Annotated in this window: 12 protein-coding genes; 5 read left to right on the forward strand and 7 right to left on the reverse strand. The window is 46.6% G+C overall.

The annotated features are described in order from the left end of the window. Entirely contained in the window at positions 1-1,503 is a 1,503-nt protein-coding gene (gene argH / locus V7O64_RS00890) for an argininosuccinate lyase (RefSeq protein WP_407356152.1), read from the reverse strand. Between the two features lie 326 nt (positions 1,504-1,829). Between argH and V7O64_RS00895 the strand changes: the two genes are divergently transcribed. Continuing rightward, positions 1,830-2,303 (forward strand): chemotaxis protein CheW, encoded by a 474-nt coding sequence (locus V7O64_RS00895; protein ID WP_407356153.1) that lies wholly within the window; start codon positions 1,830-1,832, stop codon positions 2,301-2,303. Positions 2,304-2,663: 360 nt separating this feature from the next. Next, positions 2,664-3,506, forward strand: coding sequence for an acetolactate decarboxylase (gene budA / locus V7O64_RS00900; protein WP_407356154.1), 843 nt, complete (start codon positions 2,664-2,666; stop codon positions 3,504-3,506). On the opposite strand, the gene V7O64_RS00905 is transcribed toward budA, so the two are convergent. Further along, the gene (locus V7O64_RS00905; protein WP_407356155.1) at positions 3,446-5,407 is read right to left on the reverse strand and encodes an ATP-binding protein; all 1,962 of its coding nucleotides are present in this window, start codon (positions 5,405-5,407) and stop codon (positions 3,446-3,448) included. The two genes, budA and V7O64_RS00905, sit on opposite strands and share 61 nt — an antisense overlap. Before the next feature lie 202 nt (positions 5,408-5,609). Between V7O64_RS00905 and V7O64_RS00910 the strand changes: the two genes are divergently transcribed. Both V7O64_RS00910 and V7O64_RS00915 read left to right on the forward strand, forming a co-directional pair. Continuing rightward, a complete protein-coding gene (locus V7O64_RS00910) occupies positions 5,610-6,767 on the forward strand; it encodes an LL-diaminopimelate aminotransferase (RefSeq protein WP_407356156.1) in 1,158 nt (385 codons plus the stop codon). Positions 6,768-7,233: 466 nt separating this feature from the next. Then, positions 7,234-7,629, forward strand: coding sequence for a hypothetical protein (locus V7O64_RS00915; protein ID WP_407356157.1), 396 nt, complete (start codon positions 7,234-7,236; stop codon positions 7,627-7,629). On the opposite strand, the gene V7O64_RS00920 is transcribed toward V7O64_RS00915, so the two are convergent. Further along, positions 7,597-8,658 (reverse strand): PhoU domain-containing protein, encoded by a 1,062-nt coding sequence (locus tag V7O64_RS00920; RefSeq protein WP_407356158.1) that lies wholly within the window; start codon positions 8,656-8,658, stop codon positions 7,597-7,599. The two genes, V7O64_RS00915 and V7O64_RS00920, sit on opposite strands and share 33 nt — an antisense overlap. Before the next feature lie 22 nt (positions 8,659-8,680). Next, the gene (locus tag V7O64_RS00925) at positions 8,681-9,817 is read right to left on the reverse strand and encodes an archaellin/type IV pilin N-terminal domain-containing protein (protein ID WP_407356159.1); all 1,137 of its coding nucleotides are present in this window, start codon (positions 9,815-9,817) and stop codon (positions 8,681-8,683) included. A 125-nt stretch (positions 9,818-9,942) separates the two neighbouring features. Between V7O64_RS00925 and V7O64_RS00930 the strand changes: the two genes are divergently transcribed. Continuing rightward, positions 9,943-10,617: an RAD55 family ATPase gene (locus V7O64_RS00930; protein ID WP_407356160.1), complete on the forward strand. Its 675-nt coding sequence runs from the start codon at positions 9,943-9,945 to the stop codon at positions 10,615-10,617. A gap of 478 nt (positions 10,618-11,095) precedes the next feature. Here V7O64_RS00930 and V7O64_RS00935 read toward each other — a convergent pair whose 3' ends face one another. Genes V7O64_RS00935 through V7O64_RS00945 form a run of 3 tightly spaced genes read right to left on the reverse strand, consistent with a single transcriptional unit; the run spans position 11,096 to position 15,735 of the window. After that, positions 11,096-12,496 carry a type II secretion system F family protein gene (locus V7O64_RS00935; protein WP_407356161.1) on the reverse strand — a complete coding sequence of 467 codons (1,401 nt, stop codon included), beginning with the start codon at positions 12,494-12,496 and terminating at the stop codon, positions 11,096-11,098. Continuing rightward, positions 12,466-13,383 carry a type II secretion system F family protein gene (locus V7O64_RS00940; protein WP_407356162.1) on the reverse strand — a complete coding sequence of 306 codons (918 nt, stop codon included), beginning with the start codon at positions 13,381-13,383 and terminating at the stop codon, positions 12,466-12,468. Before V7O64_RS00940 ends, V7O64_RS00935 begins: the two co-directional genes overlap by 31 nt. After that, positions 13,384-15,735 carry a type II/IV secretion system ATPase subunit gene (locus V7O64_RS00945; RefSeq protein WP_407356163.1) on the reverse strand — a complete coding sequence of 784 codons (2,352 nt, stop codon included), beginning with the start codon at positions 15,733-15,735 and terminating at the stop codon, positions 13,384-13,386. Positions 15,736-15,840: the final 105 nt, after the last annotated feature.

The following is a 15,840-nucleotide window of genomic DNA, read 5'->3' on the forward strand; positions in this document are numbered from 1 at the left end:
TCATCCCCTGGTTACCTGTGGATATGTTGTATTTCCCGTATATTCTTCTACTTCAATGAAAAGCTGTTTCAGCGACTCCTCGATCTTGCTGTTCATGTCCTCAAGGATTTCCTGTACTCTTCCAGCCTCTTCCCGTTGCATCTTAATGGCCCTTCTCACCTCATCCGGTGCAGGACCACCTGTAATAGCCCTTTTGCTGATATTCATAACAGGGTCCAGAGCTTCCTTTACCATCGCATCGGTCAGCCCCCGGCTACTCAGCCCCTCACCAAGTATACTGCAGGCTACAGCATCTATCCGGGCAAGTGTCGGGTTTCCGCTTTCCCGTGCCAGCACACCCACTATCTGGTGCGCAGTCCTGAATGGGATACCGGCAACTCTTACAAGCGTATCTGCAAGTTCAGTGGCTGTGGTAAAACCAATTACAGATTTTTCGGCCATTGAAGCTGTGTCCACTTTCATGCTGGCTATCATGCCCCTGGTGATACGGACTGCACTCCTTGTGGTCTCAACCGCACGCCACATATTGGGTGTTGCCTCCTGGAGGTCACGGTTATAGCTAAGGGGAAGAGCCTTGCAAAGTGACAGCAGGGCCATCAATGCACCTATGACAGTACCTGTCTTGCCCCTGACAAGTTCGGCTGAATCCGGGTTCTTCTTTTGTGGCATAATGGAGGATGTAGAGGCATACATATCATCAAGCTCGATGAAAGAGAATTCCGGGCTGGACCAGATGATTATCTCTTCTGCCATCCTGCTCAGGTTTACCATTATGTTTCCCATTGCAGATGCAGATTCTATCAGGAAGTCACGTGTACTGACCGCATCCATTGAATTGCCAAGCAGGCTGTCAAATCCCAGCAGGGAAGCTGTCCTGTTGCGGTCCAGGCCAAAACCCGTTGAAGCAAAAGCTGCAGAACCCAGCGGACATCTGTTCACCCTGGAAAAAGCAGCTATCACACGTTCGATATCCCTGCCAATGGCATTGGAATGCGCAACAAGGTGGTGTGCAAAGGTGGTCGGCTGTGCGTGCTGCAGGTGCGTGAAACCCGGCATCAGTGTCTCAGTATTCCCGGAAGCCTTCTCAAGCAGCGTAGTTCGAAGCTCAAGCAACTCCTCTGCAAGGGCCAGGAGCTCATCCCGCAACCTTATCCTGATGCAAGTTGCAACCTCATCATTGCGGGAGCGTCCGGAATGCATCCGGCCTCCGGTGTCCTCTCCTACGATATCTATAAGCCGGGATTCCAGGGATATATGTATATCCTCGTAGCTGTGGTCAAGCCTTTCAATACCTTCCTCCCTTATCGTAAAAAGGCCTTTCAGAATGCCTGTGCAGTCTTTTTCTTTAATGATGCCCTGTTCATGCAGCATGACAGTGTGAGCCATGTCTACCAGGATATCAGCCTCAAATATCCATTTGTCTGCGGACATCGATGAAGTGAAACCGATCATATCCTCATCAGGAGTTGAAGATAATCGTCCTCTACGTAAAATATCGCTCATATTAAACCTCGTGATAACCTTGTTCATGATAGAGTGTGATAGTAAAACAATTGAAAATGATCCTGATATGTAGCGTGGTATTGGTCTAAATAGTTAAATAAGAATCGGTTTTTTTGGGAGCTGACAATTCCAATATTATAAAGATTAAAGTTACATTCAGGCATTTAAGACAAGGTATATATACTAACTACAATATAATAATAAAACATATAATTAGAACCATATAATTATGAAAAAACAAATAATGATGGAGAAAGAAATAATTATTGCAGAGTGCAGTATATTACATCTCTTAAGTGCATTTCTGCTTTCATTAAGGTGAAACTATGGCTAGCGTTAGAGAAAGTTATGTGGACAATATTGACGAAGACCTGCATCAGCTTGTGATCTTCAACCTGGGTGTGGAAGAATTCGGTGTAAACATCATGCAGGTACAGGAAATAATCCGTATGCCGGAGATCACAAGGATTCCCCGTTCCCCTGATTATGTCAAGGGTGTTATAAACCTCAGGGGAAAGATCATAGTGGTCATGGATCTTGACAAACGCTTTGGAATGGCATCTAAAGAGCTGACCGAAGAATCCCGTATTGTTGTTGTTGACATTGGCGGTACCATTGTCGGTCTTGTAGTGGACTCGGTCAGTGAGGTAATACGCCTGCAGGGCTCCAACATCGATAAGACACCCGAGATAATCACCCAGAAAATAAACGCAGAATACCTCAAAGGTGTAGGTAAACTGGATGACAGGCTCCTGATTCTCCTGGACCTTGAGAACATAGTTAACGAAACTGCAAAGTAAGGATCCTTTTTACTATTTTGCTTCTTACTATTTTGCTTCTTACTATTTTGCTTCTTACTATTTTGCTTCTTACTATTTTGCTTCTTACTATTTTGCTTCTTTTTGATCCGGGAAGCAATAGTCACATTTTAACCTGGATCGCACAAAATATAACTATCCTGCAACAACGATCCTCAAACCGATGGTTGCAGCTTTTCTTAATTGACTTTCTAACCAGGCCGGTGTTGGGCTGGTGTCCTTATCTGCATTCAAACCAGTACTCAACTGATACCTAAACCCGTACTCAAATGATATCTGACAGATAACAACATAAATATATAATGCATGATTATTTCAATCCCTGAACAATGAGGTATAAACATGAGAACAAGAATATTGCACTTTATCCTGTTACTGGCTATTCTGTCAGTGCTGACAGGGGGATGTATCAGTGATCAGCCTGTTAATAATATACCGGATCAGAGCATGGATGAAGTCGGTAATACTGCACCGGATGCAGACAGAGATACCATTTACCAGTTTTCCACAATAAATGCCCTGCTTGAAGGTGTCTATGAAGGTGAGATAAGTTGCGGTGAACTAAAAGAAAAAGGAGACTTCGGTCTTGGGACATTCGATGACCTTGACGGGGAAATGCTGAAACTTGACGGTATTATCTACCAGATCCGGGCAGACGGGAATGTCTATGAAGCAGAGGATTCCGTTACTTCTCCCTTTGCTGCTGTGACATTCTTTGAAACCGACATTAAAGATACGGTTGCCGGGCAAATGGATAGCCGGCAAATGGCAGAATACATAGAAAGGTTGCTTCCCAGTCATAATGTAATGTATGCTGTGAAGATCACAGGGAATTTTGACTACATGGAGACGCGCAGTGTGGCTGCCCAGCAAAGGCCGTACCCACGACTTGTAGATGTGACAAAGGACCAGTCGGTCTTTGAGTTCAATGATACCGAAGGTACGATAGTGGGTTACTGGCTGCCAGAGTATGTGAGCGGCATAAATGTGCCCGGGTATCATCTGCATTACATCACAAAGGACAGGACCGGTGGCGGGCATATACTGGACTACATCATAAGTTCCGGAACAATAGAGATAGACAGTACCGACAAACTCTATCTGGAATTGCCTGTGAACGAAGATTACCTTAATATGGGCTTTTCACAGGATCTGGGTGCTGAATTAGAAGAGGCTGAGAATTGAACCTGCTTCAGGGGGACGCATACATGTACATCTGTCCCCAAACCTTCCTCACTCTCTATCCATATATTCCCTTTATGGCTGTCCACTATCACTTTACTGATATAGAGCCCAAGGCCATTACCACCGTAATTCCTTGTTGAGGAACTGTCTATCTGGTGGAATTTCCGGAAAAGACCGGGGATATCATTCTCTGAGATACCTATGCCGCTGTCACCTATTACTATATGTACACTTTTCTCTTCAATGTGTGCGGAAATGGTAATGGTCCCGTGCCGGGGTGTGAATTTAACCGCATTGTCCATAAGGTTCAGGAAGACCTGTGGCAGATACGTTCTGTCCCCGTCGATAAGACATGAATCAAAGCCCACATCCAGATGGATGTGCATGTTCTTTTCTTTTATAGTGTCAAAGAAGAGGTTCACGACATTATTAAGAAGGGATGATACTTCCATCTGCTCGAAATTGTACCTGATAGTCCCGTTCTGATTTGTGCTCACAAATAGCAGGGAATCAATAAGATTCTGCAGTTTACGGGATTTTGTCACCACACGTTCTATGGCATCTATCTGTCCCTGGTTCAAAGGACCCAAAGTGCCATCATACAAAAGCTCGCTGAAGCCTTTTATGGATGTAAGGGGGGTATTTAGTTCATGCCTGAGGTTTGACAGGAATTCATCCTTGAGCCTGTCAAGGGATTTCAGTTCTTCATATGCACTTTCCAGCTTACGCGTGGAATTCTTTAAAGCTTCCTCGGTCTGTTTGCGCTCAGTGATATCACGAATATGACTTACAGTCATCATCACATCACCTTTTGTATCATATACCGGAAAGATACGGAAATCCCTTACCCTGTGATCAACAGGGTCTGCATGCTCGAACTCCTTCATGTTGCCTGATGAAAAAACATCCTTTATAGGACAGGGATCACACGGCATAAGGTTGTGTGCAAAAACATCAAATATCTGAGGATGCGTTTCACTTTCCTGCGGAGCAGAGATCATATCACTTTTCCAGTTACTGGTGACTATGCGCATTTCACGGTCCACGACAATTATAAGATCCTGAAGGGCATTGAATGTACTTGTGAGCAGCTCTTTCTGGTTCTGCAGTTCTTCCCGGGAATTCTTGTTCTCCGTAATATCGGCAATTAAACCGATGCCCCCTTCAATGATATTATCCTTTGACCTTAAGGGGACATAGTACGAACGCAGGAACATCTCCTTTCCGGATACCCTTGCAGAATACTCGTTCTCGTAAAAGGGCAGGGTATTGCCCCGGGAGCCTGCAAACAGATGATCCAGGCGCTCGTCGCTGACATAGTCGAATATCTCAGCACCCAGAACGTCTGTCTTCTGGACCCGGAAGATACTGAGAAAACTTCTGTTGCAATGGGTTATGATCCCCTTTTTATCTACAAAGATCCCCAGCGGCGAGGCGTCAAAGATCAGCCTGTAGCGTTTTTCAGATTCAAGCAGGGCATCTTCAACGTGTCTTCTTTCTATTACTTTACATAGGCGTGATGTGATAACGTCCAACAGACGCTGTTCATCCTTAAGGAAAGGACCAAAATCATGGAAAGGTCGCTCCTCCCGGTAAGATACATTAAGAGACCCTCTTTTTGTACCATGTACCAGAATATTGCTGGACAATGAACTACCGTTCTTCTCAAAGCCCTCACTCCTGTAAACTTCCCCGTCCAGTACTATGCAGGCTTCTGCAAGCTCGGGATAGAGAAAAGCCGCAGGCAGTTTTTTAATGATGCCTCTGAAAAGGGATTTGAGGGGTATATGCAGATCGAACAGATCGGATATACTATAGATGCATTCGAGTTCCCGTTCTCTTTTGTCCAGGATATCTATTCTTTGTTCAGATTCTTGATCGATGCTAATGGTCCACACCACATTCCTGATAGAATAATATATAATTATAATTTATATTTTTCATATTAATAGATTTTGTTGCAGCATTGTTTTAGAAGTATTCTGTTAAAATCCACCGGAAATAAATTGCCTTCTATACCTATGATATTAAATAGGTGGGATTCATTAGAATAGATGCATAGATGCCTCACGGCACAGAAAAATGCTTGATCTAGGTGAATAAATGTATTCTGACAGGATAAACTCATTGCCTCCGTATTTGTTTGCAACTATAGACGAATCCAAGGCAGCGATGAAAGCAAAAGGTGTAGATGTTATAGATCTTGGTGTGGGAGATCCGGACCAGCCCACCCCGGACCATATTGTAGAGTCGATGCGTGAAGCTGTACTCGATCCACAAACCCACAAGTATCCTTCCTACGCAGGAATGCTTGCTTTCAGGAAAGCCGCTGCTGACTGGTGCAGGGAAAGCAGGGGTCTGGACATCGATCCTGCATCCCAGACCCTCACAATGATCGGTTCAAAGGAAGGTATCGCACACATTCCTCTGGCTTTTATAAATCCCGGTGATGTAGCCCTCTGCCCCGACCCGGCCTATCCGGTCTACAAGATAGGGACCCAGTTTGCAGGCGGTGAGCCATACATAATGCCTTTGCTCAACGAGAATGATTTCCTGCCCGATCTTGATGCAATACCCAAGGATAAGCTGGAAAAGGCAAAGATCATGTTCCTGAACTATCCGAACAATCCCACATCAGCCATTGCAGATGAGAAGTTCTTTGAAGAGGTGGTACAGTTTGCCCGTGACAATGATATAATTGTCATACATGACAACGCCTATTCCGAAATGACCTATGACAATTACAAGGCGCCAAGCTTTTTGAGCGTTGATGGTGCAATGGACGTTGGTATTGAGATGTATTCACTGTCAAAGACCTACAATATGACAGGATGGAGACTTGCCTTTGCTGTTGGTAACAGGCAGATAATATCCGGTTTCGGTAAGGTCAAGTCCAACGTTGACTCAGGAGCCTTCGATGCCATACAGATGGCAGGAATAACTGCGCTTTCAGGTTCCCAGCAATGTGTTGCTGACATGAACCGCATCTACGAGCAAAGAAGGGATGCACTGCTTAAAGGACTGCACGAGCTTGGCCTTGATGTGAAGCCGCCAAAGGCGACATTCTACGTATGGGCACCGGTCCCCGATGGCTATGATTCAATGGGATTTGCAAAACTGCTGCTTGAGAATGCAGGTATTGTGGCAACACCCGGCGTAGGCTTTGGAAGCTACGGTGAGGGCTACATAAGGTTCGCACTCACCCGCCCGGTGGAAAGGATCAATGAAGCAGTGGAAAGGATGAGCAAACTCAATATCTGATATTGCAAAATTCTTTTTAATCCATCGACCTATCTTTTTCTTTTCTTTTCTTTTTTCCATTTTTCCTGTTTTTTTGTCTTTTTCCCGATCAGGACCACAGATAAAAGCAGATAAGCGGATAAATCCAAATCTAAATCCAAATCTAAAAACAAATCCAAAAACAAATCCAAATAAAAATGCAAAATACAAATCTAAATACAAAAAAAATCCAAATACTGAAACAAAAAACAATGCCGGAGCATGCGGCACATATTTCATGATCATTTAATAGATCCGCAATTCATAATTTTAAGCTACCGGAATGCGGGGATCAACCTTGACATATAGGGAAGTAAATAGTCGTATATAAAAATAATTAATAATATATATTTTAATATTATTTACCACTCATTAAATAAATATGTGAACATAACTTCCGAAAATAACTACATTCCGGCAATATAGGTGAGCATACTTCCATACATCTATGCTCACTAAAAATATCAATAAGGATTTTGTCAACACAGAAGAGATATACAGGTTCCTGCATGATGCCAGGTATATAATCCTGCTTTACATTGTAGGAGATTTCCTGACCACATTCCATGCGCTTAACAATGGATACGGGTTTGAGGAGAATGGGTTCCTTTCCGGTATAATGGCTGAGCACGGACTGTGGTCGTTGCTTGTGGTCAAGCTGTTGATCCTGCTTGTTATCTACTGGAGCTACAGGTCAATAAAAGCATCAGTTCATTCATATGCAGGGAAACTCTGGGATATCTCAAGACTGGGGATCGGCCTGTTTGGTCTTGTGCTTGTGATCAACAACCTGATGGTGATATTTGTGAGGTTAAGCCTGTTCGAGTACCTGGGCATCTCCTGAAAGAGAATCTTTTATCTCTGTTGCCTTCATGTTTATGACCATCTCGGCGATATCGGCACTGTATTCAGCTATGCGCTGGAAACTTTCAACTATTTTTCTCTGCCTCTCATGGTGAAGATAAAAAGTATTATCTGAAAGTTCGGATTTGCGTGTGATTCTGTTACCCATTGCAGAAGCAACACCTGATACCTTTATAACCTGATTGGCAAGTTCGGCATTGATATCCAGCACAGACCTGAAAGAATCCTGGAACAGCTTTTGTGCAAGCACTCCCAACTCAATGATATCCCGGTTCTCTTCTTTGTTATCATCCATCTGGGTAACCACATGAGCTATCCCGTTGACATGGTCCCCGATACGTTCCATGAGCTTTATGATAAGGCGATATCCAAGGCAATCCTTGGAGTTCTTAATGCCCAGTTTCTGTGAGAGGGAAGAGTCCTCAAGGGCGGCTTTTATCTGCCGGACACTTAACAGGTAGAACTTGTCAACATCATTGTCCCGCTGGATGACATCCCTTGCAAGTTCGACATCAGCTTCCCGAAAAGCAACTATGGAGTCTTCCATCATGGAGTATATGATACGGTACATGCTCTGAAGGGATTTCTCCAGGGGTATGTCCTGGAAGTTCAGAAGGTTCTGAAGAATGATTTCTGTCCGGGACTCCTCCACTATCTCGATACCAATGAGGCGCTTGCGGGCAGACTCCTTGAGATTCTTTCTTTCAGAGGCCGCAAAACCCCCGGGGCAGACTATGCGTATGATATCATAACCCACAAGATAATTTGCAACAAGCTGCCTGAAGTTCTCTTCCTGGTCATCAGAGGCAACCATTTCAACCTTTGAATGCGTGTTCTTCCTCTGGACTCCCTGGTCAGGGGTTACGATCAGTGAACGGTCCGGCCTTACTGTAAGGATCACTGCATCGCCGGCACTTAGACCGTTGTTCCTTACCCATTCGATCGGAAGGGAAACTATGTAAGTAGAACCGCCTGTCAACTGGATCTTTCTTTTATCTGATATGTGCATCCTTCCTTTATAATAGATGATCTTAAAGGATTTCCAGGTAACCGGAAACCTGGCTAAGCCTTGATGTCATGCCGTCATCATCGGTTATCTCAAGGTCTATAGTGACGTTTTTGTCATTGTAGGGATCAATTCCCATTGGCCTTACAACCATGCCCGAAAGGTTATAGTTATACAGTGTTTCCGTGCCATTGCCGGAATCCTTCCATACAGCCCACCTGTAGCCTGTAATGAAACCGTCGGTGTCCTGCGAGCCGGATGCATCCAGTATCATGTAACTACGCGGGGTTTGGGTACCGTTTGCATCCTGCAGGTATTCCACCCTGAAATTCACTTCGGCTATTGGCATGGGCGGGGTGAAAAGTTCCCTGAAGACATTGATATAGGAGCTGATGATCTCCACCTTTAACGGGTTGCTTGCTGCAGGGGCAATCCCTGCAAATGAAGTGAAATCTACCTGGTAGCTTATATCGTAATTGGTAGTGTTGGTGAGATTTCCTCCGGAGTCGTTCCCAAAGAAAGTGATCTTTCTGCTATCATTGTCTATTGAGAAGTTGCCCGTTTGAATGCACATGGTGGAATTGGATGAGTAGTTCACCTGGTAATCATAAGGCACTGCACCATAGGCATCCCAGGGGTGTTTTTTGAGGGAATAGGTAAAATCAAGGCTGTTATTGGTCCATCCGGAAGTGTATATGGTCTCTGTGCCCGCAACAGTGATGTCCGAATAGTTCAGGTGAATAGTCTTGCTTTTAGTTGCAGGGATCTTCAGCCGTCGGTTTGCATTGTAGACAGCAGGATAATTGTTGTAGACATCCAGCGAACCCGAACTGTCATATGCCCTGAAATTGAGGAAGTAACCATTGTTTATGCTTATTGCAGATATATAGGAATCCTCAATGTTGTTATTGAAGACCCGCAGGTCAACAGAGTGCCATGAGCTGCCGTTACCTATGGGTTTGATGGAGACTATCTTCAGGTTCTCATTCTCCACGGACGACTGGAAACTTTCACGTTCCATGGCATCCTTTTGCATTGTGGAGATCATGAAAGCCACACTTGAGGCAGCGATCACCGTAATAAGTATCAAGAGCAGTGTACCGAATATAACGGAAACCCCGCGGTCATCCCGCAGGAATGCATGGATATCGTTGCCAGCCATCTTTGATGAGAAGTGTATTACTGATTATATACTTTATTTCCATAATATATATAGCCCCATATATTCTATGTAGGTAGCGGATTTATTCCAAAACGATTTAAGCAATGATTACTTTAAGGGATTTGATGGTGTTAACTAGCTTCGGTTTGAAAAACGTACCTGCAAATGTGGTACTGCTGGTAGAGGAAGACATCGGGGATGTGAAAGGTGTCTTTTTCCGCAAGATCAGTTCCGATGCACTGACCATGGGAAAGCGGGTATACTATATATCCACACGAAGCTCTGAGAAGGATATAATCGAAGAATTGAAGGTTTTTGGCATCACGGAAATGCCGGAGAAATTCACCATCATCGGAAATTTCTCAGATCATGTGGCCCTGCTTGATATGTGCTACAGGAGGCACAAACTGAGCAACAGGCTTTACGGTGATGTCAACGGCCCGCTGCACAACATAACCGATGCTGATGTGTGTATCATAGACATGTTCTCCTCACTGCTGATCCATGAGGATATAGAGGTGATCTCCGAGACCATCGAAGCACTTATCAATATCAGCCGACAGGAGGATATAACATTCCTGCTTTCAGCCGACACAGGCATCCTTCCCGAGAGGGCCGAGAAGATAGTCCGCTCCATGGTTGACGGCGTGATCCAGTTCAGGACCGAATACATCGGCGGTAAGATCAACAGGTACATAAACATCCCCAAGATGAAAGGCAGCCTCCCTCTCACAAAAATGATAGCTTACAATGTCACAAGCCAGGGCATCACCATGGATACCAGGGAAAGGGTGGGTTAGTCCCAAAGATGCTGTTCTGACGCTGATTTGGTACTGTACTGATGCTGATCTGAGCTCTGTAGAAAAGCTATTATCACTAATTTGTGAACCGCAGATACACTCAACTCCGTAGAAGGTGAGTGTATCCGTATTTATCTATGGTTTATTCATAAAGAAAGGATTTCTACAGGGCCCTGATCTGATGTTGTTTTAACAGTCTTCTGATGTTTTTTAATACTGTTTTCATACATTTTGATACTGTACTTATGTTGTTCTGATGCTGCATTTGCAGAAGGGGTTCATGAATTCGGTTCATGAGGTCTGTACTGTCTTTTTTTGAAAGGGATCAGAAAGAACAGATATGTTGTTTAAGGCTATGGTCCTGTTGTGCAGTGATGATGGAATGCGCCGCCTGCGGCGGGTTGGTTTTTTTCTTTGCGATCTAAGGACCTGGATTCGTTTTTCATCCATATGGATTTTCCGTTTTTCAAAAGATGGGTCATTCGCCTACGCCTCCTACTATTATCGTGGCGGTGGCGGATGATTCTCCGGCGGTGGCGGTGACCAGGTATGTGCCTGTTTGTGAACCGGGGACAGGGGATACGGCAACGGTGCCATCCTCAGCTGTCATGGAGCTGGATATCACCCCTTCAGGGGAGATGGACATTTTTACAAAGGTGTTTGCAACGGGGTTGCCGTCCATGTCGGTGACGTTGAAGATGATGGGTTGCTGGAGGGGAATACCTCCGAAGGCTTCCTGGCTGTCGCCTGAGGCCACTGTTATCATGTAGGTGGTCCCTGCGCCGGCGGGCAAAAGCAGGGTCACACAGGCGACGTAGCTTAGCATTATCAGTATTGCGGAATGCTTGAAGCCGTGCTTCATCTCGCCCTCTGTTATCTGGCCAATGATTAGCCCCCCGAACAGGGCGTTCAGTATGATCATGTGGAAGAAGCCACGTTCAAAATCAATGTCTGACAGGCCTGAGCCACCCAGCATTTCCATGCCCACGCCCTGTATAAGTGGCAGGAGGGAGGTGGAGAGGATATATGTGAGCATTATGATGATACCCTGGGCAAGGTAGAAGATTACGATGTACTGCTTCAGGTTCGCCTCTTTTTCCCTCTGGATGTTTATTACCGACCTCATATCCTCGGATGTGCGAAAGAGCAGGTCTGCAACGTTACCTCCCGTGTAGGCGGCCTGGACCACCACGTCGATATACCTGGCAACAAGACGGCTCTTCATGGAAGCGGACATCCTGTGCATGGATTCCTCAAAGGATTTGCCAAGTACCATTGAAGAGGCGGCATCCTGGGCATTGCTGCTTATGACACCCAGATTTGTCTTTGAGAGGTTAATGAAACCTTTTACAGGATCGATACCTCCTCTCATGAGTTCTGAGAGTTTGTAGAGGAACTCACTGAAGGCTACTTCCCTTTTCTGCAGGAGCCTTTTCTGGAGGAATGAATCTATTGAGTACGGGATGATGGCCACAAGTACGGCAAAGACCATAATGTGGTCCAGATCGTCCTTGGGCTTTTCTTTTGCAGGCTCCGGTGCAGCTTCCTCAGCTTCGGCCTCCACGATCTCTCCCCTTTCTGCCGCCTCTGCCATCTCCATTTCTGCGACCAGGGCTTCATATGCGGCTTTCTTTGCAGCGGCTTCATCGTTCACAGATTCTCCACTGCCTGTGGGGTCATCGGTCACAAAGGTATGGCCGGCCATGACAGCCATGACCAGTATCATCAGTGCGATGAATACGGGGATTCCCAGTGTCAGGTACTCGCGCTTGATATCGTAACGCAAGGTCAGTATCTGGAAATAACGCTGTAATACCATGCGGTATTTTGTGATATTCATGGCAAGGTTCATAGGGTGCTCCTTGAATATTTCATCCACAATAGAAGGAGGAAAACGATGTTAATGAAGGGAAGCATGAAGTATACGAAGAACTGGAACAGCTGTTTGGCAGTGAAAGGACCCAGGTCGATGCCAAGGGCACTTGCAACCACTATCATCAGTACCACAAGAACCACACTCATTACCACACCGCTCAGGTAGCCTTCACCGTAGACGCCCAGGGACTCCACGAATTCCTGCTGCATCTTTCGCCTCATGTCCATGAGCTCCCTGGACTTCATATCAAGATAGGTGCGCAGCCCTCCGCCTGACTGCATGGAGTTGGCAAGGTCTATGCATATGGCCCTGAAGGATTCCGAGGAGGTGTTGCGTATGAGATTGTTCATGGCACTGACACCATCCTCTCCCAGGACATCCACGCGGTACATGACCTTTCCGAATTCCGTTGATACGTCCCCGTAATCCTCTATGGCGACCTGCCTGATGACGTCCATGGGAGAAGAGCCTCCGCTTGCAAGGATGGTCATGTAGCCCAGCGCAAAGGGCAGTTCGTGCTCTATGTTCATGTTCTTGCCGGAGATCTTGTTGTAGAGCATGAACGGGAAACCGCTCACAGTCAGTCCGAATGTGAGAAATGTCAGGACCGAGATGTAGACAAGGGGTGAGGAGGAATTGCGGAAAAGGATGACGGAGAATATCAGGACAAGTATTGCTGCAAGTGATGCTGTGACAAAGGCCAGGGACATGAACATTCCCGGCGTTAGCACCATGTCTGCCTGGTAGAGGGATTTTGCGATGTCGTCCTGGGGTTTTTTGTCGATGTATTTCCCGAAGACGTAGCAGAACATCTTGTACTTCTCGATGTACTTGTTAGTGGGCTCCTCATTGAAAGCCTGGTGGACATCTGAAGCCTTTGCCCCGGGCATTTAATGCATCAGCTCCATAAGCTCATCTTTCTGTCTTGAGTATTTCCTGATGGCCCTGGCAACTGCTTCGTATTCGTGGATACCTTCCTGTGCAAGGCTTTCCAGATACCTGGCCCGCACTTCCATCTCCCGCACAAGTTCTGCCTGCTCCACACCGAACTCGTCATAGATGTCGTCAAAGAGGGCACTTGTGCCGCTGAATTCGTATTCGTCGGTCACGGGGTTCCACCTGAACACGGGGTTTGTGATGAGGTCTCCGCGCTCCGGGTCAAGCTCGACTATTTCCACTATCCTCAGGGCACGCCTGAGGAAGTGCTCACCGACCTTTATCATGGAGTTGAAGATGACCATGTCCACACTGGCAAAGAGGTTGCGTGGTACGTTCATGGGTTCGGATTCAACCCTGGAGAGCAGTTCATGGATAGATCCTGCGTGTATGGTCCCCATACAGGGGTGACCCACGGAGATGGCCTGGAAAAGTGTGCCTGCCTCAGAGCCACGGACCTCACCAACCACTATGTATTCCGGCCTCTGCCTCAGTGCGGCTTTGAGAAGGTCGTAGAGTTCGATGTCACCTGCGGACTTGCCACCTTCTCCGCTGCTTCCCCCAAAGCCTGCCCTTGTGATGGACTGGGTCCAGTTGGGGTGCATGAGGTTCATCTCGGCGGTGTCCTCTATGGATACTATCTTGTATTCCGGGGGAATGAAGGCGCCAAGGGCGTTGAGGGTTGTGGTCTTTCCTGATGCGGTACCGCCGGCTGCCAGTATGGAGCGCTTGTACTCCACCATGAGCCAGAAATAGGCAAGCAGTGTTGAGTCGTAGGTCCTGTAGTTCATCAGGTCGATGCAGGATACAGGATTGGACCTGAAGCGCCTGATGGTGAAGGTGGAGCCTCTTTTTGTGACCTCTTTTCCAAGGGTGAGGTTGGCACGGCTGCCGTCGGTGAGGGTGGCATCCCTGATGGGCTCCAGTACGGAGATGTGCCTGCCGGCTGCCTGTGCCATTCTCATGACAAAGTTGTTAAGCTCTATCTCTTCGTAGACAACGTCAGTGGCCACAGAGCCATAGACCCTGTGGTTGACGTAGAGGGCAGAGTACGGACCGTTGCAGGTGATATCCTCAAGGTAAGGATCCTTCATGAGCAGGTCCATCCTGTCAAAGCCCATGTACTTTTTGTGGAGGTAGTAGAAGAATTTGTCTTTCTGGCTGTCGCTGAGCTTAAGCCGGTAGATATCCACTATAAGATCGAACCTGTCCCTTAGGGCATCCACACGGTCCTCTTCTGCAACCACCAGGATCTCTGAGTGTGCCATCTTGTCAAAGGCGTTCTGTATGATGTTAAGTGCCTCCTTCTCGCTCTCACTTAAAGGAGGTTCAAGACATGTGTACCGGAGTGCATCCCCTGTAAAGCCGATGTGCACATACTGGCATCCGGGGGTCACTTCATAGGTTATATCCACTTCCTTCTGCGGAACCCCGGGAGCAGGAACAGACAGTTCTCCAACAACAAACTCCAGCTCTTGGATAGTTTCGGGTTTTGGGGTTATTATACGTTCTATCTTTTGCAAAAGCGAAGAAGATGCCTTTTTTGTGCTGCTCTGTCCCTGCGTATCCCCGGAAGTGGTATCATCGTTATCCGTTATTTCCTGTATTTTCTGTACTTCCTGTATTGCATGTACTTCCTGTACATCAGCAATTCCCGGACTGTCCTTCTTTTTCCGCCTCAGGCCAAGCCCCGGCATCTTCCCCAGTCCAAGCCTGAATCCCTTTTTCCCTTTCTCCCTGTCTTTTGTTTTTCCTTTACCTTTCCCCTTCCCTTTACCTTTCTTCCCCTTACCTGCACTGTCTTCATCACCCACTCCTTCATTGTCATCATCAAGGGATATCACATCACCCGCAATGGCATCAGGAGCAATACCCGGGATAGCAGCAGGCACAATATCTGCAATTGTATCGGGAGTTGTATCATGAATGGTATCGTGAACTGTATCAGGAATAATGTCCGGAATATCGCCTGAAACCTCACCCTCATTCTCCTGCAAGCCTGCAGCACCCCGGTCCCCATTACTCCCGGCAGATGACCCACCCGCGCCATCCTTATCCTTCTTCTTCCTCCCAAACCCCGGGAACCTGCGTTTCTTCCCCACCCTGCCGTTGCCGGAAAGCTCAGGAATATCCACCACCCCGGGATCCTCCTGCCCGCCTTCCCCCTCCGTCACCTGCAAAACATCCTGAGCCTCTGCATCCTCATCAGAAGAAGAATACCCCCCTCCATACCCCGGAGAAGCCAGCTCCCCCTCATGGAACGAGCTATCATGCTCAAGAACGGATTCCGTGTTTGTACCAGCCATCTGTTGATAAGTAAAAGGATATGCAGACATATACTTAATCTCAATGATTTATGTAGATGACAATAAAATATAGAGATGGGTCGGGAAATGTGTGGTTTGAGGGGA

This window comes from Methanolobus sp. WCC5, assembly GCF_045690325.1.
In the GTDB taxonomy this organism is placed as follows: Archaea; Halobacteriota; Methanosarcinia; order Methanosarcinales; family Methanosarcinaceae; genus Methanolobus.